General features: G+C 57.3%; 18 protein-coding genes. 8 read left to right on the top strand and 10 right to left on the bottom strand.

Annotated features, from left to right (window positions below; translation table 11 throughout):
* The first annotated feature begins 54 nt into the window (after positions 1–54).
* Both hemH and ACMYSO_RS19840 read left to right on the top strand, forming a co-directional pair.
* Positions 55–1,017: a ferrochelatase gene (gene hemH, locus ACMYSO_RS19835; RefSeq protein ID WP_434667096.1), complete on the top strand. Its 963-nt coding sequence runs from the start codon at positions 55–57 to the stop codon at positions 1,015–1,017.
* A gap of 63 nt (positions 1,018–1,080) precedes the next feature.
* Positions 1,081–2,385 carry an inosine/guanosine kinase gene (locus tag ACMYSO_RS19840; RefSeq protein WP_434667098.1) on the top strand — a complete coding sequence of 435 codons (1,305 nt, stop codon included), beginning with the start codon at positions 1,081–1,083 and terminating at the stop codon, positions 2,383–2,385.
* Between the two features lie 106 nt (positions 2,386–2,491).
* Here ACMYSO_RS19840 and ybaL read toward each other — a convergent pair whose 3' ends face one another.
* Entirely contained in the window at positions 2,492–4,168 is a 1,677-nt protein-coding gene (gene ybaL / locus ACMYSO_RS19845) for a YbaL family putative K(+) efflux transporter (RefSeq protein ID WP_434667100.1), read from the bottom strand.
* Between the two features lie 352 nt (positions 4,169–4,520).
* Positions 4,521–5,741 carry an MFS transporter gene (locus ACMYSO_RS19850; RefSeq protein ID WP_434667103.1) on the bottom strand — a complete coding sequence of 407 codons (1,221 nt, stop codon included), beginning with the start codon at positions 5,739–5,741 and terminating at the stop codon, positions 4,521–4,523.
* A 163-nt stretch (positions 5,742–5,904) separates the two neighbouring features.
* On the opposite strand from ACMYSO_RS19850, the gene ushA reads away from it, so the two are divergent.
* Positions 5,905–7,557, top strand: coding sequence for a bifunctional UDP-sugar hydrolase/5'-nucleotidase UshA (gene ushA, locus ACMYSO_RS19855; protein ID WP_434667105.1), 1,653 nt, complete (start codon positions 5,905–5,907; stop codon positions 7,555–7,557).
* A gap of 111 nt (positions 7,558–7,668) precedes the next feature.
* Here the strand turns inward: ushA and ybaK are convergent, their stop codons facing one another.
* The 3 genes from ybaK to copA all read right to left on the bottom strand — a co-directional run bounded on the left by ybaK (position 7,669) and on the right by copA (position 11,697).
* Complete coding sequence (gene ybaK / locus ACMYSO_RS19860) at positions 7,669–8,148, bottom strand: Cys-tRNA(Pro)/Cys-tRNA(Cys) deacylase YbaK (RefSeq protein ID WP_434586105.1); 480 nt, start codon at positions 8,146–8,148, stop codon at positions 7,669–7,671.
* A gap of 201 nt (positions 8,149–8,349) precedes the next feature.
* Positions 8,350–9,144, bottom strand: coding sequence for a TraB/GumN family protein (locus ACMYSO_RS19865; protein ID WP_434667108.1), 795 nt, complete (start codon positions 9,142–9,144; stop codon positions 8,350–8,352).
* A gap of 51 nt (positions 9,145–9,195) precedes the next feature.
* Complete coding sequence (gene copA / locus ACMYSO_RS19870) at positions 9,196–11,697, bottom strand: copper-exporting P-type ATPase CopA (protein WP_434667111.1); 2,502 nt, start codon at positions 11,695–11,697, stop codon at positions 9,196–9,198.
* A gap of 107 nt (positions 11,698–11,804) precedes the next feature.
* Between copA and cueR the strand changes: the two genes are divergently transcribed.
* Complete coding sequence (gene cueR, locus ACMYSO_RS19875; RefSeq protein ID WP_434667114.1) at positions 11,805–12,215, top strand: Cu(I)-responsive transcriptional regulator; 411 nt, start codon at positions 11,805–11,807, stop codon at positions 12,213–12,215.
* Here the strand turns inward: cueR and ACMYSO_RS19880 are convergent.
* The gene (locus ACMYSO_RS19880; RefSeq protein ID WP_434667117.1) at positions 12,212–12,676 is read right to left on the bottom strand and encodes an NfeD family protein; all 465 of its coding nucleotides are present in this window, start codon (positions 12,674–12,676) and stop codon (positions 12,212–12,214) included. The two genes, cueR and ACMYSO_RS19880, sit on opposite strands and share 4 nt — an antisense overlap.
* Positions 12,673–13,590: an SPFH domain-containing protein gene (locus ACMYSO_RS19885; protein WP_434586100.1), complete on the bottom strand. Its 918-nt coding sequence runs from the start codon at positions 13,588–13,590 to the stop codon at positions 12,673–12,675. The genes ACMYSO_RS19880 and ACMYSO_RS19885 overlap by 4 nt, the downstream gene beginning before the upstream one ends.
* Positions 13,591–13,728: 138 nt before the next feature.
* Here ACMYSO_RS19885 and fetA point away from each other — a divergent pair, with 138 nt between their 5' ends.
* Complete coding sequence (fetA, locus tag ACMYSO_RS19890; protein WP_434667119.1) at positions 13,729–14,406, top strand: iron efflux ABC transporter ATP-binding subunit FetA; 678 nt, start codon at positions 13,729–13,731, stop codon at positions 14,404–14,406.
* Complete coding sequence (gene fetB / locus ACMYSO_RS19895) at positions 14,393–15,175, top strand: iron efflux ABC transporter permease subunit FetB (RefSeq protein WP_434667121.1); 783 nt, start codon at positions 14,393–14,395, stop codon at positions 15,173–15,175. Before fetA ends, fetB begins: the two co-directional genes overlap by 14 nt.
* A 114-nt stretch (positions 15,176–15,289) precedes the next feature.
* Here fetB and ACMYSO_RS19900 read toward each other — a convergent pair whose 3' ends face one another.
* The 3 genes from ACMYSO_RS19900 to tesA all read right to left on the bottom strand — a co-directional run bounded on the left by ACMYSO_RS19900 (position 15,290) and on the right by tesA (position 17,741).
* Positions 15,290–16,144: a tetratricopeptide repeat protein gene (locus ACMYSO_RS19900; RefSeq protein ID WP_434667123.1), complete on the bottom strand. Its 855-nt coding sequence runs from the start codon at positions 16,142–16,144 to the stop codon at positions 15,290–15,292.
* Positions 16,145–16,318: 174 nt separating this feature from the next.
* On the bottom strand, positions 16,319–17,128 hold the full coding sequence (locus ACMYSO_RS19905; RefSeq protein ID WP_187042101.1) for an SDR family oxidoreductase: 810 nt from the start codon (positions 17,126–17,128) through the stop codon (positions 16,319–16,321).
* Positions 17,118–17,741 carry a multifunctional acyl-CoA thioesterase I/protease I/lysophospholipase L1 gene (gene tesA, locus ACMYSO_RS19910; protein ID WP_434670844.1) on the bottom strand — a complete coding sequence of 208 codons (624 nt, stop codon included), beginning with the start codon at positions 17,739–17,741 and terminating at the stop codon, positions 17,118–17,120. Before tesA ends, ACMYSO_RS19905 begins: the two co-directional genes overlap by 11 nt.
* On the opposite strand from tesA, the gene ybbA reads away from it, so the two are divergent.
* Positions 17,712–18,398 carry a putative ABC transporter ATP-binding protein YbbA gene (gene ybbA / locus ACMYSO_RS19915; protein ID WP_123755766.1) on the top strand — a complete coding sequence of 229 codons (687 nt, stop codon included), beginning with the start codon at positions 17,712–17,714 and terminating at the stop codon, positions 18,396–18,398. The two genes, tesA and ybbA, sit on opposite strands and share 30 nt — an antisense overlap.
* Entirely contained in the window at positions 18,395–20,809 is a 2,415-nt protein-coding gene (ybbP, locus tag ACMYSO_RS19920) for a putative ABC transporter permease subunit YbbP (protein WP_434667127.1), read from the top strand. The genes ybbA and ybbP overlap by 4 nt, the downstream gene beginning before the upstream one ends.
* The last annotated feature ends 49 nt before the right edge of the window (positions 20,810–20,858 follow it).

Genomic DNA, 20,858 nt, shown 5'->3' on the forward strand with positions numbered 1-20,858 from the left:
TTTAGCGCCATTTCAGCTACAATTGTCAGCGATTCAAATGGTTAAGAGGCGGTAATGCAGCAGACGAAAACAGGTATCTTGTTAGCCAACTTAGGCACTCCCGATGCGCCCACGCCCGATGCGGTGAAGCGCTACCTGCGACAGTTTCTCAGCGACACGCGCGTGGTGGATACGCCCCGTCTGCTGTGGTGGCCGTTACTGCGTGGCGTGATCCTGCCGCTACGTGGACCACGGGTCGCAAAACTTTATCAATCGGTATGGATGGAAGAGGGTTCTCCGCTGCTGGTCTACAGCCGTCGGCAGCAGCAGGCGCTGGCCGCACGTCTGCCCGACACGCCGGTGGCCTTAGGCATGAGCTACGGCTCGCCTGCGCTGGAAAGCGCGGTGGATGAACTGCTGGCACAGGGCGTGGACCACATCGTGGTGCTGCCAATGTATCCGCAATACTCCTGTTCCACCGTGGCGGCGGTGTGGGATGAACTGGCGCGCATTCTGGCCAAAAAACGGGCGATCCCCGGCGTGTCGTTTATTCGTGATTACGCCGATGATCCCGGCTACATCAAGGCGCTGGCAGAAAGCGTTCGTGCCTCGTTTGCGGTGCATGGTGAGCCCGATGTGCTGCTGCTCTCCTATCACGGGATCCCCCAGCGCTTTGCCCATGAAGGGGATGATTACCCGCAGCGCTGTCGCGATACCACGCGTGAACTGGTGTCGGCGCTGGGTCTCTCACCGGACCGCGTAATGATGACCTTCCAGTCGCGCTTTGGCCGCGAACCGTGGCTGACGCCCTACACCGACGAGACTTTAAAAATGTTGGGGGAGAAGGGGGTCAAACACGTCCAGGTTATCTGTCCGGGCTTTGCTGCCGATTGCCTCGAAACGCTGGAAGAGATTGCGGTACAGAATCAGGAAATCTTCCTGGAAGCGGGTGGGCAGAAATATGAATACATTCCGGCGCTCAATGATAATGACGCGCATATCCAAATGATGGTGGACCTGACGGCGGCGTATCGCTGATCGTGCGTGGCGCGGGGAATATGCTATTATTCCTCGCTTGTCCACAGCCACTAAATCACCACTATGAAATTTCCCGGTAAACGCAAATCCAAACACTATTTTCCCGTTAATGCGCGCGATCCGCTGCTGCAACAAATTCAGCCGGAAAATGAATCTAACATCGCCTGGGTGGTGGGTATCGACCAAACGCTGGTCGATATCGAAGCGAAAGTCGATGAGGCGTTTATCCAGCGCTATGGCCTGAGTGCCGGCCACTCTCTGGTGATTGAAGATGACGTCGCCGAAGCGCTGTATCAGGAGCTGCTCCGCGATAACCTGATTACCCATCAGTTTGCCGGTGGGACGATCGGCAATACCATGCACAACTATTCCGTGCTGGCGGATGACCGCTCGGTGCTGCTCGGCGTCATGTGCAGTAACATTGAAATCGGCGGCTACGCCTACCGCTATCTGTGCAACACCTCCAGCCGTACCGACCTGAACTACCTGCAAGGGGTGGACGGGGCGATTGGTCGCTGTTTTACCCTGATTAGCGATGCTGGCGAGCGCACCTTTGCTATCAGCCCGGGTCACATGAATAAGCTGCGCCCGGAAAGTATCCCGGAAGCGGTGATTGCTGGCGCCTCCGCGCTGGTCCTGACCTCTTATCTGGTACGCTGCAAGCCGGGTGAACCGATGCCGGATGCCACGATGAAAGCCATCGAGTATGCCAAAAAGCATGACGTGCCGGTGGTGTTGACGCTCGGTACCAAGTATGTGATTGCCGATAACCCGGAATGGTGGCAACAGTTCCTGACGGAGCACGTCTCCATTCTGGCGATGAACGAAGAAGAGGCAGAAGCGTTAACCGGCCTGTCCGATCCGTTGCTAGCCTCCGATAAGGCGCTGGAGTGGGTGGATCTGGTGCTGTGTACCGCGGGACCAGCGGGCCTGTATATGGCTGGTTTCACGGAGGAGGATGCCCGGCGTAAAACTCAGCACCCGCTGCTGCCAGGGGCGATTGCCGAATTTAACCAGTTTGAATTCAGCCGCGCGATGCGCCATCAGGATTGTGAGAACCCCCTGCGGATCTACTCGCATATTGCACCCTATATGGGCGGCCCTGAGAAAATCATGAATACCAACGGCGCCGGTGACGGCGCGCTGGCGGCGCTGCTGCATGACATCACGGCTAACAACTATCACCGTAACAACGTTCCGAACTCCAGCAAGCACAAGTGCAAATGGCTGACCTACTCGTCGCTCGCGCAGGTGTGCAAATATGCTAACCGGGTGAGCTATCAGGTCTTAAACCAGCATTCGCCGCGCTTAAGCCGTGGCCTGCCGGAACGGGAAGATAGCCTGGAAGAGGCATACTGGGAACGTTAAGTGCGTAGTCCCCTCGCCGATCGGCAGGGGAACCACAGAGACCGACATCATTTCCACAAGCGCCTCTGCGTTCTGTAGAGGCTTGCTAAGACGGCATAAAGAATTGTTACCCGGTGACGACTTCACCTGCCGGCGGCGTTTCCAGCAACAACAGCATCGCGCGGGCGATTTCTCGCTCGCCCATGACCACCTGATTCGCCCCACGTTCGGTAATATAGTCCACCTCATCATCGTAATGGGCGCGGGCAATAATTTCGATGTTCGGGCATTTCTCTCGCGCTGAGGCGACGATCTCTCCGGCCTCATAGCCGTTAGGGATAGTCAGCAGCAGCCAGCGGGCGCAATCCAGATGCGCCAGGTTCATGATCTCTTCATTGGCGGCATTGCCCAGCACCGCACGGATACCTCGTGCGCGCAGTTCGTCCACCCTGGTGCGGGAGGTTTCGATTACCACCAGCGGGATCCCTTGGGCCATCAGTTTTTCACCCAACAGACTCCCGACGCGTCCGAAGCCGACCAGCAGCGCGTGGTTGCATATATCGACCGGAATTTGTTTCTCTTCTTCGAGAACTTCTTCAAGTGTTTGCTCGTCGAGAGTTTCGGTTTTATCGAGGTATTTTTCCAGCAGGGTGAACAGCACCGGGTTGAGCATGATCGAGATAATCGCCCCGGCCAGCACCAGGTTTTGCCCGGCCTGCGGCAGCAGATCCAGCGCCATGCCAAGCCCGGCAAGAATAAAGGCGAACTCACCGATTTGCGCAAGGCTGGCGGCGATAGTCAGCGCGGTGCGCGGCGAGTGGCCGAACATCCGCACAAGGAAAAAGGCGGCCACAGACTTACCGAAGATAATGATCGCCAGCGTTGCCAGTACTGCCAACGGCTGTTCCAGCAGGATCATCGGGTCGAATAGCATGCCGACGGAGACAAAGAACAGGACCGCAAAGGCATCACGTAGCGGTAGCGTATCGTGCGCGGCGCGGTGGCTGAGTTCGGATTCATTCAGCACCATGCCGGCGAAGAAGGCACCGAGCGCGAAGGAGACGTCGAACAGTTCAACCGCCCCAAAGGCGATGCCGAGCGCCAGGGCCAGCACCGACAGAGTAAACAGCTCGCGGGAGCCGGTGGCGGCGCTGCGGGACATAATCCACGGCACCAGACGACGGCCCACCAACATCATAATGGCGATAAAGGCGATCACTTTCCCGATAGTAATGCCCATATCGACGGCCAGCGAAGCCAGGCCTACGTCGCCTTTTTCTGCCATCCCGGCGACGGCGGGCAGCAGAACCAGGGTCAGCACCATCACTAAGTCTTCGACGATCAGCCAGCCGATGGCGATTTGCCCTCGTTGACTGTCAATGAGTTGCCGTTCTTCCAACGCGCGCAGTAGCACCACGGTACTGGCGGTAGAAAGACACAGGCCAAATACGATGCCGGTCATCAACGACCAGCCCAACACGGCTGACAGCGCCATACCCAACAGCGTTGCCACGGCTATCTGGGCAATCGCGCCGGGAATGGCGATGGACTTTACCGCCATCAAATCCTTTAAAGAGAAGTGTAGCCCGACGCCAAACATCAGCAAGATGACGCCCAGCTCGGCCAGCTCCGGCGCCAGCTTAGTATCGGCAACGAAACCAGGGGTAAAGGGACCGGATAACACACCTGCTAACAGATATCCCACCAGTGGAGAAATACGTAATTTATTGGCAATCATGCCGAAAATAAAAGCGAGGACCAGCCCGCCGACAATGGTGGTGATAAGCGGTGTTGCGTGGTGCATTCCGTCTCCTTGTATGTGGTGAGCTAGTCCATTTTCAGGCACTGCATCCATCAGGCGCCTCTGCGTTCGCTTTGCGCGTTTATCTCAGGCGTATAGTGGAACTATGCGTCTGGGGAGTCATTCGCCCGCTGCTTTGACTAACCCGAATGATTTTGCGTATAAACCTAAAAAACCGAGTAATAGTTTATGACAGTTTTGGCTGTTTTGTTTATGAATAATTGTTGAATTATGCAGAAAAAGGGAATTAGCACGCAAAAAAGCACAGACGGGAAAACGACGATAGATAATACGCACAAGTGCTGATGGTATCAGGGATGATGGCGGCCAAAGTTTCACTTTAGCCGCCGGATATTTAAGATTTATGGCGGTTGTCAGGGAGGAATATCGTCAATATGCCGATGAGTGGCAGGAAAGCGCAGATTTTATAGACCAGCTCGATACTGGTATGGTCCGCTAACAGCCCCAGCACCGCGGCGCCAAGGCCACCCATCCCAAAGGCAAAACCGAAAAACAGACCAGAAACCATGCCAATACGGCCCGGCATTAGCTCCTGGGCATACACTAAAATAGCGGAAAACGCCGATGCGAGGACAAAACCAATAATCACGGTTAAAATCCCGGTCCATTCCAACGTGGCGTACGGCAAAATAAGGGTAAAGGGCGCGACACCGAGGATAGAGCCCCAAATAACATATTTACGCCCAATTTTATCGCCAACAGGCCCGCCAATCACCGTGCCTGCCGCGACGGCAAACAAGAAGATAAACAGGTGAATCTGGGCATTCTGGATCGATAATCCGAATTTATGCATCAGATAAAAGGTGTAATAGCTGCTAATGCTCGCCATATAGAAATATTTCGAGAAAATCAGCATCAGCAGGATCCCGACCGCCAGAATCACCTTGTTCTTTGGCAGCGGGCTGGCAACGATGGTCTTCGGTTTACCTTTATTCATTTGGTGCTGCGCGGCATACCAGCGGCTGACTTGCAGCAGTACCACGATAGCCAGTAATGCGGCCAGAACAAACCAGGCGACATTGCCTTTACCGTACGGGGCGATAATGACCGCTGCCAGCAACGGACCCAGAGAGCTACCGAAGTTACCGCCCACCTGGAACAGCGACTGAGCCAGCCCGTGACGGCCGCCGGAGGCCATGCGTGCCACACGTGACGATTCTGGGTGGAACACCGAAGAGCCGATACCCACCAGCGCGGCTGCGAGCAGCACCATCCCAAAACTTCCCGCCAGCGCCAGAAGCACCAGGCCGCAGAGCGTGAAGCACATGCCGACGGGCAGCGACCACGGCATCGAGTGTTTATCGGTCCAGTAGCCGACCACCGGCTGCAGCAGCGAGGAGGCCAGCTGGAAGGTCAGGGTGATCATGCCGATTTGCACGAAGGTCAGGGAAAACTCCGACTGCAGCAGCGGGTAAATCGCCAGAATCAGCGACTGGATCATATCGTTAAGCAGATGGGAAAGGCTGATAGCCCCCAGGATTCCAAACGACGTGCGTGCTTTTTGCGGCGTAGCAGCGGGGCCGGATAAGGGTTGGATAGTCTGATTCGTCGCCATAGGTTCACTTAGAGAGTGTTAGTGTGGATGCAGGTGTAATTATTATCTGACTAACATACCTGCCCCTAAGGTTTGAAGGAAGCCTCAATTCGGAAAACATATTTGTCAGGGGATGTAACTCGCTATACTTTCAGCACTTGTTTATTGAGTCAGGGAGAGAGAGATGCATTTTTTAAAACGAAACGTGGCGCTGGGGTTACTCGCCGCGCTGTCGCTGGGGAGCTTGCCTGCACAGGCTTACGAGCAGGATAAAACCTATAATATCACCATCCTGCACACTAACGATCACCACGGCCATTTCTGGCGTAGTGATTATGGGGAATATGGCCTGGCCGCACAAAAAACGCTGGTGGACGGTATTCGCAAAGAAGTTGCGGCAGAGGGCGGGAGCGTTCTGCTGTTATCCGGTGGTGATATTAATACCGGCGTACCGGAGTCAGATCTGCAGGACGCCGAACCGGATTTTCGCGGCATGAACCTGGTTGGCTATGACGCGATGGCGGTGGGTAACCATGAGTTCGATAACCCGCTCAGCGTGCTGCGCCAGCAAGAAAAGTGGTCTAAGTTCCCGTTCCTTTCGGCCAATATCTACCAGAAAAGCACCGGCGAGCGTCTGTTTAAACCCTGGGCGCTGTTTAAGCGCGGCGGCCTGAAGATTGCGGTCATTGGCCTGACGACCGATGACACGGCCAAAATCGGCAACCCGGAGTATTTCACTGATATCGAATTCCGCAAGCCGGCGGATGAAGCCAAACTGGTTATCCAGGAGCTTCAGCAGACTGAAAAACCGGATGTGATCCTGGCGACCACCCACATGGGCCACTATGACAACGGGAATCACGGTTCGAATGCCCCGGGCGATGTCGAAATGGCCCGCAGCCTGCCGGCGGGATCGCTGGCGATGATCGTTGGCGGTCATTCTCAGGATCCGGTCTGTATGGCGTCGGAGAATAAAAAGCAGGTCGATTATGTGCCGGGAACGCCGTGCGCGCCGGACAAGCAGAACGGCATCTGGATCGTTCAGGCCCACGAGTGGGGTAAATACGTAGGCCGCGCGGATTTTGAGTTCCGCAACGGCGAAATGAAGCTGGTGCACTATCAGCTGATCCCGGTCAACCTGAAGAAGAAGGTCACCTACGATAACGGCCAGAGCGAACGCGTACTCTATACGCCGCAAATTGTGGAGAACCCGCAGATGCTGTCACTGCTGACGCCGTTCCAGAATAAAGGCAAAGCGCAGCTACAGGTGAAAATCGGCAACGTCAACGGGCATCTGGAGGGCGATCGCAGCAAGGTTCGTTTTGTGCAGACCAATATGGGGCATCTGCTACTGGCGGCACAAATGGCGCGCAGCAATGCTGATTTTGCCGTGATGAGCGGCGGCGGTATCCGTGATTCCATCGAGGCCGGAGACATCACCTATAAAGATGTGATGAAGGTGCAGCCGTTTGGCAACGTGCTAGTGTATGTCGATATGAACGGCCAGGAAGTGACGCAGTATCTGACGGCAGTGGCGCAGATGAAGCCGGATTCCGGCGCCTATCCACAGTTCGCTAACGTTAGCTTCGTGGCGAAAGACGGCAAGCTCAATGATTTGAAAATTAAAGGTGAACCGGTCGACCCGGCGAAGACCTACCGTATGGCGACGCTGAGCTTCAACGGGACCGGCGGTGACGGTTATCCGCATATTGATAGCAAACCTGGCTACGTCAATACCGGGTTTATCGATGCCGAAGTTCTGAAAGAGTATATCCAGAAGAACTCGCCGCTGGACGCGGCAGCTTATGAGCCGAAAGGTGAGGTGAGCTGGCAGTAACGCCGGAGGAACTCCCCGGCGGGCTACGCTGACCGGGGCTTTTTTGTGTTGAAGCCCGGACAGGCGCTTGCGCCGACTCCGGGATTTCCTGATTTATGCGCGGACGAGAGATTAGTCGCGACGAGCGATATCGGCGAATGTTGCCTCGAGGGTCTTCGCCAGATCGCTGGCCGCCAGCTCAATATCCAGCCCGCGTTTGCCGCCGGAAATATAGATGGTGGCAAACTCCTGGGCGGGTGCATCAATCACCGTTGGCAGGCGTTTCTTCTGCCCAAGCGGGCTAATCCCCCCCACCAGATAGCCGGTGACGCGCTGGGCGACCATCGGGTCTGCCATATCCACTTTCTTCGCGCCCAGGGCTTTGGCCACCTTTTTTAAATCCAGTTGCCCGGCCACCGGCGTCACCGCCACGGCCAGATGCTTCATATCCCCGTTGACCGCGACCAGCAGCGTCTTATACACCTGGTCTGCATTCAGCCCCAGTTTGCGCACGACTTCGTCACCAAAGTTGGTTTCATTGGGGTCGTGATCGTAGCTGTGAATCTTAAACGCAATCTTGTTTTTTTCGAGTAACTTAACGGCGGGAGTCATATCTGTCCTTCTTACCAACCGATCTCAGGTGCGCTCAGGATACGCCTGTCGAATGTGTAAAAAATAGTACTATCTTGCGCAATAGTATTGGCAGTGATGGTTACTTTGAGCGACAATCGAACGATCCGGAATGTAAATTCCGGGATAATAATAATGATGAAATTCCTCTTTGACGGGCCAATAGAAATATTGGCCATTTTTTTACGTCAGCATATCAGGCAGATTTCCTTCCCCGTATAAATGCAGCGCGCCAACGGCGACGACATAGCGCCCCGGCGGCAGCGCCAGCAGCGTCTCGCGCCATGCCAGGTTACGCTGATGCATCAACACATCGTACAGCGACTGGCTGAAGGTGGTCGGCAAGACGGTTGCACCTTTGGCCGGAGGTTGTTCCAGCCACCAGCCGATCATCACCTGCAGAAGACGGGCGTTAGTGCGCCAGTGGGTCAGCGTGTCGTCCAGCAGCGCCAGACCGCCATCCGGAAGGTCACGCAACAGCGCTATCTGACTGTCGGTGCCTTCAAGCTCCATCACCGGCACATGATGTTCGCGTGCCGCCATCAGCAACTGGTAATCAATACCGTAATCCGGGCGTAGTCCCAGCTTCTGAGCCTGCGTGGCCTGTAAGACCATAGCGACCTGCCATAACGGCTGGCTGTCAAACAGCGCCGTCGAAAGCCCCATTTCCGCCGCGCGGGCTTCCAGTTCAACGATTTGTTCCGCGGTTAAACGCTCCGCAAGAGGAGGGCAGGCGGGAAGGTCGCTGAAGGGCGTGTCATTGCCGGTAATATCCGCCTCGACGATGAGCGCATCGGCCTGGCGAATTTTCTTCAGCAGTCTGGCGGGTGGGGGGGACATGTCGCGGGTGCCCATATGGATACTGCCAACCAGATGCAGATAACGCTTTCCGGGAAGGGTAATATCCAAAGCAGGCCAGGAATAAGACGAGCCGACGGCGGCTCGCCACAGCATTTTTATTCGGTTTAACAGGCCCATACGCGCTCCGTAGTGTGTGGCCTTCATGCTAGCGCGTATGGGTTAGAACATCTAGTCTTTCGGTTTAAAGCGCAGCAGACGGTTAGCGTTGCTGACCACGGTAATGGACGACAGCGCCATGGCTGCGCCAGCGACTACCGGGTTGAGCAGGGTGCCGGTCAGCGGCCATAAAATCCCGGCGGCAATCGGAATGCCCAGCGAGTTGTAAACGAATGCCCCCAACAGGTTCTGCTTCATGTTGCGCAGCGTGGCTTTCGAAATGGCCAGTGCATCGGCGACGCCGTTCAGGCTATGGCGCATCAGGGTAATTGCCGCGGTCTCAATGGCCACATCGCTGCCGCCACCCATCGCAATGCCGACGTCAGCCTGGGCCAGTGCCGGGGCATCGTTGATACCGTCGCCCACCATCGCCACCTGGTGCCCCTGACTTTGCAGACGCTTGATCGCATCGGCTTTACCATCCGGCAGCACGCCGGCAATGACTTCGTCAATGCCTGCCTCTTTGGCGATGGCGTTGGCGGTTGTCGGGTTGTCCCCGGTCAGCATTACCAGACGGTAGCCCTGGCGATGTAGACGGGCCAGCGCGGCGACGCTATCGCTACGCAGCGGGTCGCGAATGGCGAACAGCGCGGCAACCTGGCCATCAACCGCCAGCAGTACCGGCGTGGTTCCTTGCGAGGCCTGAGCGGTTATTTCGCGCTCTACCTCGGCGGTGGCAATGTTTTGCTCATTAAGCAGCGCCTGGTTACCGAGCAGCAGCGCGCGGTCTTCTGCTTCGCCGCTGACCCCCAGCCCGCGCAAGGTCCGGAAGTTGTTGACTATCGGCAGTTGGCTGTCGGCCGCTTTATCCAGAATCGCTCGTGCCAACGGGTGGCTGGAACCTTGCTCCAGGGCCGCCGCCAGGCGCAGCGCGGTAGTCTCATCTATTCCGGCAAAGGTTTTCACCGCCACGACCTGCGGTTTACCTTCGGTCAGGGTTCCGGTTTTATCAAATACGATAGTATCCAACTGGCTGGCACGCTGGAGCGCATCGGCGTCGCGGACCAGTACGCCATACTCAGCGGCACGACCGACCCCGGAAATAATCGACATCGGCGTCGCCAGGCCCAATGCACAAGGACAGGCGATAATGAGCACCGTGGTGGCAATCACCAGGGTGTAGACAATTTGCGGCGCCGGCCCGAAGAAGTACCAGATGGCCGCGCTGAACAGCGCAATCGCCACCACAGCCGGCACGAACACGGCAGAGATTTTATCTGCCAGCTGGCCGATTTCCGGCTTGCTGCTTTGTGCCTGGCGCACCATGCGAATGATACGGGCAAGGGTGGTCTGGCTGCCGACGGCGCTGGCGGTAAAGAGCACGCTCCCGTCCTGGACAACCGTACCGGCATGCAGTGTATCGCCGTCCGCTTTCTGCTGGGGGATCGGCTCGCCGGTTAGCATCGCTTCATCAAGCCAGGCTTCGCCCTGACTTATCACGCCATCCACCGGGACGCGGTCGCCGGTGGTCAGACGCAGGGTCATCCCCGGCTGCACCTCGGCCAGCGGTACGCTTTTTTCGCCTTCTTCGGTGACAACCCGTGCCGACGGCGGGGTCAGGTCGAGCAGTTTTTCCAGCGCTTTGGAAGAGCGCTGGCGAGCGCGGGCCTCCAGCATATGGCCGAGGTTAATCAAACCGATGATCATCGCGCTGGCTTCATAATAGAGATGGCGCGCTTCCATCGGGAACCATTGCGGCCACAGGTTGACGCTCATCGAGTAGAGCCAGGCGACGCCGGTCCCTAGCGCCACCAGCGTATCCATGGTAGCGGTGCCGTTTCTCAGGCTTTTCCACGCGCTGCGATAGAAGTGTCCGCCGGCAAAGACCATTACTGCCAGGGTGATCAGACCGATAACCAGCCACAGGGAACGGTTATCGTCGGAGACCATCATGTTGTCGCCGATCATCCCCCAGACCATTACCGGGATGCCCACCAACAGGGCGACTATCGCCTGCCAGCGGAAGCGTTTCATGGTGGCGATGGCGGTTTCCTGCTGCCGCTCGCGGCGTTCCAGGTCATCTTCGATCGCTTCTGCGCCGTAGCCGGCCTTCTCCACCGCCTTGACTAATTCGGTGGCGGACGCGCTGCCCATTATCAGCGCAGTGCGTTCCGCCAGATTTACCCGTGCCTGTACCACGCCCGGCACCGCGGCAAGCGCGTTTTGTACCCGGGAGACGCAGCTGGCGCAGCTCATGCCGTTGATCAGCAACTGTTGACTGTCATCTTCATCATGGGCTACCGGAAGCTCAGAAGAGGCCGCTGTCAGTGCTTCCGACGGGGTTACCGATTCCGCCAGCGGTTTAGCCTTTGGGTGGCTGAGCTCCGCGCCGTATCCGGCTTTCTGAATGGTGTCGATTAACGCCTCTGCGCTGGCGCTGCCGGTAATGTGCGCTTCGGTGATGGTCACCTCTGCCTGTTCAACATCAGGACGTTGCTCCAGGCTCTCTTTAACGCGTTTGACGCAATGACCGCAGCTGAGGCCGTCGAGCGTCAGGTCGATAGTGTTAGACATACTAAATCTCCTGTATAATTACCCGGTCAATGACTGACCGAACCAACCCTTTCATCGAGTATTATGAAGGTTAAACCTTCCAGCAAGGGGAAGGTCAAGGGGGAAAAATGAATATCAGCGATGTGGCAAAAAAAACCGGCTTAACCAGTAAAGCGATCCGCTTTTATGAAGAGAAGGGGCTGGTCACGCCGCCGCTGCGTAGCGAAAATGGCTATCGGAGCTACAGCCAGCGGCATCTGGACGAACTGACCTTACTGCGCCAGGCGCGGCAGGTCGGGTTTAATCTTGAGGAGTGCCGCGAACTGATCTTTCTGTTTAACGATCCGTCACGGCATAGCGCCGATGTCAAACGGCGAACGCTGGAGAAAGTGGCCGATATCGAGCGGCATATCAGCGAGTTGCAAAGTATGCGTAGCCACCTGCTGACGCTGGCGGAATCCTGCCCCGGCGATGACAGCGCGGACTGCCCGATAATCGACAATCTTTCCGGCTGCTGCCATCGCAAGGCTCAGGCTTAGCTACGGGGAGCCACGGCACGGATCCGCAGAGTAATTCCTTCAACAGCCAGCACTTCAATGCGGCTGCCTGCGGCAAGGTCCTCATCGGCGAGCACCGGCCATGAGCTGTCGCCGATGCGAACATGACCGCGACCGTTCACTAAGGCACTCTCCAGCATAAAGGTGCGGCCAATCAGCTGATTACCACGCTGATTGAGCTGCGCGTCGGCTGGCTTCTGTCGCGCCACCTGCCTGCGCAGCCAGTGCGACCACAGCCAGGCTGCCAGCAGGGTCAGGGTGGCAAACAGCGTCCCTTGCCACTCCCAGCTTACAGGTAACAGCCAGGTCACCAAACCGGTAACCACGCCGGCGACGCCGCTCCAGAGCAGATAGCCGTTGCCGCCCAGCATTTCCGCCGCCAGCAGCAGCCCGCCGAGGCTTAGCCAGAACAGATGCGGGTGGGCAATAATCAGCGCAATCATGATTTTTTCCGTTCGCCGGACCCTTCTTTGATCAGTTCGCTGATCCCGGCGATCGACCCCATCAGGCTGCTGGCATCAAGCGGCATCATCACCACTTTGCTGTTATCAGCAGAACCAATTTTCTGCAGCGCATCGGTATATTTCTGGGCAACGAAGTAGTTAATAGCCTGAATATCACCGGAGGCAATCGCCGACGAGACCATTTGCGTCGCGCGGGCTTCCGCTTCGGCGGAACGTTCGCGGGCCTCGGCTTGTAAGAAGGCCGACTGGCGTTCACCTTCCGCTTTGAGGATCTGCGACTGCTTTTCCCCTTCGGCTTTAAGGATTTCCGCCTGGCGTATCCCTTCGGCTTCAAGAATGTAGGCACGTTTGGTTCGTTCGGCCTTCATCTGGGCGTTCATCGAGGAGATAAGCTCCGCCGGTGGGCGCACGTCGCGAATTTCAACGCGGGTAATCTTCACGCCCCACGGGTTAGTGGCTTCATCGACAATATGCAGCAGGCGGGTGTTGATGCTGTCGCGCTGGGAGAGCATTTCGTCGAGTTCCATCGAACCAAGGACCGTACGTATGTTAGTCATCGCCAGGTTGATGATGGCGAGCTGCAAATTACTGACCTCATAGGCCGCTTTTGGCGCATCAATAACCTGAATAAAACAGACTGCATCGATAGTGACGTTGGCGTTATCGCGGGAAATGACCTCCTGCGAGGGAATATCCAGCACCTGTTCCATCATATTAATTTTACGGCCAATGCGGTCCATAAACGGCACCACCAGGCTCAGGCCCGGCTGTAGCGTCATGGTATAGCGACCGAAACGCTCGACGGTCCACTGGTAGCCCTGCGGGACAATTTTTACGCCGGCGATCACAATAACCAGTGCGACAAAAATGAGGACTGGGATAAAAATCAGCATCAAAAACCTCCTGTTTTATAGCCTGATGACGCGCCGGGAAAAAAGCGCATGTTTAAACTAAGTATATCTTTCTCCTCATCCTGGTGAAAGAAAAGTGGAGTAAACTAGCCGAGTTTTGCAAACTTAAGTGGATCAATAATGACGGACAATAACGCTATTTTGCGTCTTGAAAATGTGGGTTTTCGCAGCGATGAGACGATCATCCTGAATAATATCAATCTCCAGCTTCGGGCGGGCGAATTTACGCTGATCACCGGACCTTCCGGCTGCGGGAAAAGTACGTTGCTGAAAATTATCGCGTCGTTACTCAGCCCAACGTCGGGGCACATTTTTTTTAACGATCGGGATATTACGACGCTCTCCCCGGAAACTTACCGCCAGCAGGTCTCTTATTGCGCCCAGACCCCGGCGCTGTTTGGCGACTCGGTGTATGACAATCTGATTTTTCCCTGGCAGATCCGTCAGCAGCAGCCAGACCCCGCGGCGCTGATCGCGGATTTACAGCGCTTCGATCTGGCGGCGAATACGTTGGAAAAATCGATCCACGAGCTTTCCGGTGGTGAAAAACAGCGCGTGTCGTTAATCCGTAATCTGCAGTTTCTGCCGCAGATTTTACTCCTCGATGAGGTGACCAGCGCGCTGGATGAAAACAATAAACGCAACGTCAACGATATTATTCATGGTTATGTGAAGGAAAAAAATATGGCGGTGCTGTGGGTCACCCACGATAGCAATGAAATTGCCCATGCCGATGAAGTGATAACCTTGCAGCCGGCGGCGGGTAATGTTCAGGAGGGGAACCATGAACGGGCATAATATTACCAATGAATCACTGGCGCTTTCGATGGTTCTGGTGCTGATCGCTATTATCGTGAGCTATCGGGAAAAGCTGGCGCTGGAAAAAGATATTATCTGGAGCGTGTGTCGGGCGGTAGTTCAGCTGATTATTGTCGGCTACGTTCTGAAATATATTTTTAATGTAAACCACGTGCTGCTGACGTTGTTAATGGTGCTGTTTATTTGCTTTAACGCGGCGTGGAATGCGCAAAAGCGCAGTAAATATATTGATAAGGCCTTTATATCGTCATTTATTGCGATTACCACCGGCGCCGGGCTGACGCTGGCGGTGCTGGTCTTTTCGGGGTCGATTACATTTGTACCGATGCAGGTGATCCCCATCGCCGGCATGGTGGCCGGCAACGCGATGGTGGCGGTCGGGTTGTGTTACAACAATATGGGCCAGCGCTTTAGCAGCGAGCAACAGCAAATTCAGGAGAAGCTCAGTCTTGGCGCCACGCCGAAAATGGCGGCGGCAGGGCTCATTCGCGAAAGCATTCGTGCTTCGTTGATACCGACGATTGATTCGGCCAAAACGGTTGGCCTGGTGAGTTTGCCCGGCATGATGTCGGGGCTGATTTTTGCCGGGATCGACCCGGTGAAGGCGATTAAGTATCAGATTATGGTGACGTTTATGCTGCTGTCTACCGCCAGTCTGTCGACGATTATCGCCGGGTATCTGACCTACCGGAAGTTCTTCAACGCCCGCCATCAGCTGGTGGTGACGCAGTTGAAAAAACACTCATAAACTAAACGGTTCCCCGGATGGCGGCGCAAGTGGCTTATCCGGGCGGTCTGATATTGTCACTCATCGCCCCGGTAAGCGCAGCGCCGACCGGGGGGATTTACGCGGAGAAAGGGATTAGTACAGCAGGGAATAGAGCTGACGGCGGTACTTCGCGGCTAACGCATCGCCGGTACCCAGTGCGGCAAGGATCTCCTGCAGCATTTTACGAACCTGACCGTCACCGGCGTCCAAATTTTTCTGCAGGTGGCTGAACAGCAGCGCCAGGGCTTCGTCGTTACGACCGACCTGATGCAGCTGCAGTGCCAGCTGGGCTGCCAGGGACGCATCATCGGGATTCTGCTCAACCTGCTGTTGCAGCTGCTGAATTTCCGGGGTATCCGCCGCCTGTTTCAGCAGCTCAATCTGCGCGACCAGCCCCTGGAAACGGGTGTCCTGATCCTGCATCGGCACGGTTTTCAGCACCGCTTCGGCTTCATCAGAGCGCTGTAACTCGATCAGCGTTTCCGCCAGCAGCAGGCCAATCTGGCTATCCTGATTTGACAGTTGCCATGCGTCTTTCAGCAGCGGCAGCGCTTCCAGATATTTCTCTTCCTGCATCAGCGCCAGCGCCTGCTGGGCTTTGAGTTCTTCTTCACGCGGCAGGACTTTATCCAGCAGTGCGCGGATGGCTGATTCCGGCTGCGGGCCTTCGAAGCCGTCGACCGGCTGGCCATTCTGGAACAGGTAAACCGTCGGTATGGAGCGCAGACCAAACTGTGAGGCGAGCATCTGCTCGGCGTCACAGTCGACCTTCGCCAGGGTAAACTGACCGTTGTATTGCGCGGCCAGTCCTTCCAGAACCGGCGTCAGCTGCTCGCAGTGCTGGCTGCGTGCTGACCAGAAATAAAACAGCACCGGCGCCGTCGTGGATTGCTCCAGCGTCTGGTGCAGGTTAGCTTCGGTAATATTGATAACATTCTGTACTGACATGAGCGCATCTCTTTAGTCGATTTTGGGTATACCCTTCATCCTTCAAGTTGCTTGGGTGTTGGCTGCACCCAGTCACTTACCTGTGTAAGCTCCTGGGGATTTACGGCTTTGCCGCCTACAAGCAACTCGAATTATTATGGGTATATACATGGGGGCGGCAGCCGGAGCTTCAACTCAGCCCTGAATAATTTTGTCCATCATCCGCGTGGGCAGCAGACGCTTAAGCAGCGTCACCGCGTGGGTCACCATGGTGACCGGGTAGCGCAATTTTGGTCTCTCGCTGGTGAAAGCATGGCGCACTTTTTCCACTACCGCTTCCGGGCCGAGGGTAAAGCGTGCGGCGATACCCGGATTTTCCACCGGCTTGTCGCGTTGGGTCTGGTTCACGTTGGTGGTAAAACGGGTGCTGATGGGGCCGGGCTCAATCAGGCTGACCTTAATGCCGCTGTAGCGCAATTCCATGCGTAGCGCATCGGACCAGGCTTCCAGCGCATATTTGCTGGCCGCGTAGGCGCCGCGACCGGGGCTGGAGATGATCCCCATCACCGAGGAGGTCATAACAATGCGCCCCTCGCCGTGTGGCTCCATGGCCGGCAGCAGCAGCATCGTCAGCTGATGGGCGCCAAAAAAGTTGGCGGAAAACTGTGCTTCCATCTGCTGGCGGCTGATGGTGGCGAGCGGGCCATACACCCCGTATCCGGCATTGTTAAACAGGCCGTACAGACGGTTGTTGGTCAGGGCGATGACCTCTTCAGCGGCGCGTTCCACGCTCTGCGGATCGTCGAGGTCCAGCAGCACACCGGTCAGCCCGAGGGTCTGCATGTGCGCCACGTCTTCCGCTTTGCGGCAGGCGGCCAGCACGTTAAAGCCCTGACGTTTTAAATCGAGCGCGCTTTCAAGACCAATACCGCTGGAACAGCCGGTAACTAAAACCGATTTTTGCATAACTTTACCTGCAAGCGACGCCTGAGGATCAGGAGTCATGATTAACTAAGGGAGCCAACCGGGTTGCCATCCAGTCGGCAATAAAAGGCTGGGCATCACGATTAGGGTGGATCCCGTCATCCTGCATCCATTGTGGTTTCAGATAGACCTCCTCCATAAAAAAGGGCAGCAGAGGAATATCAAACTCTTTGGCCAGGGCCGGATAGATAGCGCCAAAGGCTTCATTATACCGACGGCCATAGTTCGCGGGCAGGCGAATTTGCATCAGCAGCGGCCGGGCGTTGGCGGCTTTGATATCCTGGATAACGGTACGCAAGGTTTGTTCGGTTTGCTGCGGCGGGAAACCGCGCAATCCGTCGTTGCCACCTAGTTCGACCAGCACCCAGCGTGGTTGATGCTGTTTGAGCAGCGCGGGCAGTCTTGCCAGCCCTTGCTGTGACGTGTCGCCGCTGATGCTGGCGTTGATCACCGGCGTTTTGTCCTGCCACTTGTTATTGAGTAATGCAGGCCATGCGGCGGTGGCCGCCATCCGATAGCCAGCGCTCAGGCTATCGCCAAGCACTAATAGCTTCTCTGCCGCCGTGGCGCGGCAGACAAAAAAAATCAAAAACAGGAAAGGCAAATGCCAGCGGAAAACATACTTGAAGTTCATCATCTTAAGAAGTCCGTCGGTCAGGGAGAGCATCAGCTTTCCATCCTTACCGGAGTTGAGCTGGTTGTCAAACCGGCGCAGACCATCGCCCTGATTGGCGAGTCGGGTTCCGGTAAATCCACGCTGCTGGCCATTCTTGCCGGGCTGGACGACGGCAGCAGCGGCGAAGTCTCCTTACTAGGGCAGCCGCTGCATACTATGGATGAAGAGGCGAGGGCACGCCTGCGCGCGAAGCATGTCGGCTTTGTCTTTCAATCGTTTATGTTGATTCCAACCCTCAACGCCCTCGAAAACGTCGAACTACCGGCGTTGCTGCGCGGCGAGACCGATAACCAAAGCCGGGGCAGCGCCCAGGCGCTACTGGAGCAACTGGGACTGGGCAAACGTCTTCACCATCTCCCGGCGCAGCTTTCCGGCGGCGAGCAGCAGCGGGTCGCGCTGGCTCGCGCCTTTAACGGTCGTCCGGCCCTGCTGTTTGCTGATGAACCGACCGGCAATCTTGACCGCCATACCGGTGATAAAATTGCCGATCTGCTGTTCTCCCTCAATCGCGAACACGGCACCACGCTTATCCTGGTGACCCACGATCCGCTGCTGGCGGCCCGCTGTGACCGGCGGCTGCGTCTGGTGGATGGCCAGTTACAGGAGGAAGCATGATTGCCCGCTGGTTCTGGCGCGAATGGCGTTCGCCTTCGCTGCTGATCGTCTGGCTGGCGTTAAGCCTGGCGGTGGCCTGCGTGCTGGCGCTGGGGTCGATAAGCGACAGGATGGAAAAGGGGCTCAGTCAGCAAAGTCGCGAATTTATGGCCGGGGACCGCACGCTACGCAGTTCACGTGAGGTGCCCGCCGCATGGATTGACGAGGCGCGTCGGCTCGGCCTGACCGTCGGCGAGCAACTCAACTTCGCCACCATGACCTTTGCCGGAAACACGCCGCAGCTGGCGGATGTGAAGGCGGTGGACGATACCTATCCGCTTTACGGCAAGCTGGATACCCAGCCGCCGGGCCTGAAACCGCAGGCCGGTAGCGTGCTGCTGGCGCCGCGTCTGATGGCGCTGCTGAATCTCAAAACCGGCGATACCATCGATGTGGGGGACGCCACGCTGAGGATTGCCGGCGAGGTCATTCAGGAGCCGGATGCCGGGTTTAACCCCTTCCAGATGGCGCCCCGGCTGATGATGAATACCGCCGACGTGGCGAAAACCGGGGCCGTACAGCCCGGCAGCCGCGTCTCATGGCGCTATAAGTTTGCCGGGACGGCGCCGCAGTTGGCGGCCTACGAACAGTGGCTACTGCCAAAACTGGGGCCGGAACACCGCTGGATTGGCCTCGAGCAGGATGACAGCGCCTTAGGCAAATCGCTGGAACGCTCGCAGCAGTTTTTACTGCTGTCGGCGCTGCTGACGTTGCTGCTGGCGATTGCGGCGGTGGCGGTGGCCATGAGCCACTACTGCCGCAGCCGTTATGACCTGGTGGCGATCCTCAAAACCCTTGGCGCCGGGCGAGCGCAGCTGCGTAAGCTGATCGTCGGCCAGTGGCTGATGCTGCTGGCGCTGGCGGTGATTACCGGCGGTGCGCTGGGGGTAGGGCTGGAGCAAATCTTGCTGGTGATGTTAAAGCCGGTGCTGCCGGCCGCGCTGCCGCCTGCCAGCGGCTGGCCGTGGCTGTGGGCCATCGGTGCGATGGTAGTGATTTCACTGCTGGTGGGATTGCGTCCATATCGACTGTTGCTGGCTACGCTGCCGCTGCGGGTATTGCGCCAGGATGTGGTTGCCAACGTCTGGCCGCTGAAGCGCTATATTCCGCTGGTCTGCGTGATTGTGGTGATCCTGCTGGCCTGGTTGATGGGCGGCAGCCCGTTGCTGTGGGCGGTTCTGGCGGGGGCGGTGGTGCTGGCGCTGCTGTGCGGCCTACTGGGGTGGGGGCTGCTGTGGCTGCTGAAGCGGGTGACGCTGAAGGCGCTGCCGTTGCGTCTGGCGGTGAACCGTCTGCTGCGTCAGCCGTGGTCGACGCTGAGCCAGCTGGCGGCGTTCTCGCTGTCGTTTATGTTATTAGCGCTGCTGCTGGTGCTGCGCGGCGATCTGCTGGATCGCTGGCAGCAGCAACTCCCGCCGGAAAGCCCTAACTACTTCCTGATCAACATCGCGCCGGAGCAGGTCGACCCGGTGAAAGCGTTCCTTGCCGGGCATCATGTGACGGCCACCGAGTTTTATCCGATTGTACGCGCGCGCCTGACGCAGATTAACGGTCAGTCGGCAGAGGGCAATAAAGACGAAGCGTTGAACCGCGAGCTGAATCTTACCTGGCGCAGCGAGCGGCCGGACCATAATCCGTTGGTGGCCGGCACCTGGCCGCCAAAAGCCGGTGAAGTGTCGATTGAAGAGGGGCTGGCGCAGCGGCTGGGCGTGAAGCTCGGCGATAGCGTGACCTTCACCGGCGATACCCAGGATTTCAGCGCGAAGGTGACCAGCGTGCGGAAGGTGGACTGGGAGAGCCTGCGGCCAAACTTCTTCTTTATTTTCCCGCCCGCCGCGCTCGACGGTCAGCCGCAGAGCTGGCTGACCAGCTTCCGCTGGGATAACGGCACGACGCTGTTGACCCAGCTTAACCGCGAATTCCCGACGGTCAGCCTGCTGGATATTGGCGCTATTCTGCGCCAGGTGGGCCAGGTGTTGACTCAGGTCAGCCGCGCGCTGGAGGTGATGGTGGTGCTGGTGACCGCCTGCGGTATTCTGTTGCTGCTGGCACAGGTGCAGGTAGGCCTGCGCCAACGCTATCAGGAGCTGGTGGTCTGGCGCACGTTGGGGGCCGGAAAAAACCTGCTGCGAACGACCTTGTGGGCGGAGTTCGCGTTGCTGGGGGTAGTCTCCGGGGTTGTCGCCGCCATCGGCGCGGAGGTGGCGCTGGCGATGCTACAAACGAAAGTGTTTGATTTCCCATGGACGCCTGACTGGCGGCTGTGGGTGATGCTCCCGCTGTGCGGGGCATTCCTGCTCTCGCTGTGCGGCGGCTGGCTGGGGTTGCGTCTGTTAAAAGGCAAGGCGTTGTTCCGCCAGTTCAGCCACTAGTTTCGTGACGGTTTGATGATGCGCCCGCAGAAATGTTGGCGCATTTTTT

This window comes from Klebsiella sp. B345, from assembly GCF_051131735.1.
Lineage (GTDB): Bacteria > Pseudomonadota > Gammaproteobacteria > Enterobacterales > Enterobacteriaceae > Klebsiella.

What these genes read in the sequence shown, in the direction of transcription:
- hemH (WP_434667096.1), top strand. Translation starts at nt 55, where the DNA reads ATGCAGCAGACGAAAACAGGTATCTTGTTAGCCAACTTAGGCACTCCC.
- ACMYSO_RS19840 (WP_434667098.1), top strand. Translation starts at nt 1,081, where the DNA reads ATGAAATTTCCCGGTAAACGCAAATCCAAACACTATTTTCCCGTTAAT.
- ybaL (WP_434667100.1), bottom strand. Translation starts at nt 4,168, where the DNA reads ATGCACCACGCAACACCGCTTATCACCACCATTGTCGGCGGGCTGGTC.
- ACMYSO_RS19850 (WP_434667103.1), bottom strand. Translation starts at nt 5,741, where the DNA reads ATGGCGACGAATCAGACTATCCAACCCTTATCCGGCCCCGCTGCTACG.
- ushA (WP_434667105.1), top strand. Translation starts at nt 5,905, where the DNA reads ATGCATTTTTTAAAACGAAACGTGGCGCTGGGGTTACTCGCCGCGCTG.
- ybaK (WP_434586105.1), bottom strand. Translation starts at nt 8,148, where the DNA reads ATGACTCCCGCCGTTAAGTTACTCGAAAAAAACAAGATTGCGTTTAAG.
- ACMYSO_RS19865 (WP_434667108.1), bottom strand. Translation starts at nt 9,144, where the DNA reads ATGGGCCTGTTAAACCGAATAAAAATGCTGTGGCGAGCCGCCGTCGGC.
- copA (WP_434667111.1), bottom strand. Translation starts at nt 11,697, where the DNA reads ATGTCTAACACTATCGACCTGACGCTCGACGGCCTCAGCTGCGGTCAT.
- cueR (WP_434667114.1), top strand. Translation starts at nt 11,805, where the DNA reads ATGAATATCAGCGATGTGGCAAAAAAAACCGGCTTAACCAGTAAAGCG.
- ACMYSO_RS19880 (WP_434667117.1), bottom strand. Translation starts at nt 12,676, where the DNA reads ATGATTGCGCTGATTATTGCCCACCCGCATCTGTTCTGGCTAAGCCTC.
- ACMYSO_RS19885 (WP_434586100.1), bottom strand. Translation starts at nt 13,590, where the DNA reads ATGCTGATTTTTATCCCAGTCCTCATTTTTGTCGCACTGGTTATTGTG.
- fetA (WP_434667119.1), top strand. Translation starts at nt 13,729, where the DNA reads ATGACGGACAATAACGCTATTTTGCGTCTTGAAAATGTGGGTTTTCGC.
- fetB (WP_434667121.1), top strand. Translation starts at nt 14,393, where the DNA reads ATGAACGGGCATAATATTACCAATGAATCACTGGCGCTTTCGATGGTT.
- ACMYSO_RS19900 (WP_434667123.1), bottom strand. Translation starts at nt 16,144, where the DNA reads ATGTCAGTACAGAATGTTATCAATATTACCGAAGCTAACCTGCACCAG.
- ACMYSO_RS19905 (WP_187042101.1), bottom strand. Translation starts at nt 17,128, where the DNA reads ATGACTCCTGATCCTCAGGCGTCGCTTGCAGGTAAAGTTATGCAAAAA.
- ybbA (WP_123755766.1), top strand. Translation starts at nt 17,712, where the DNA reads ATGCCAGCGGAAAACATACTTGAAGTTCATCATCTTAAGAAGTCCGTC.
- tesA (WP_434670844.1), bottom strand. Translation starts at nt 17,741, where the DNA reads ATGAACTTCAAGTATGTTTTCCGCTGGCATTTGCCTTTCCTGTTTTTG.
- ybbP (WP_434667127.1), top strand. Translation starts at nt 18,395, where the DNA reads ATGATTGCCCGCTGGTTCTGGCGCGAATGGCGTTCGCCTTCGCTGCTG.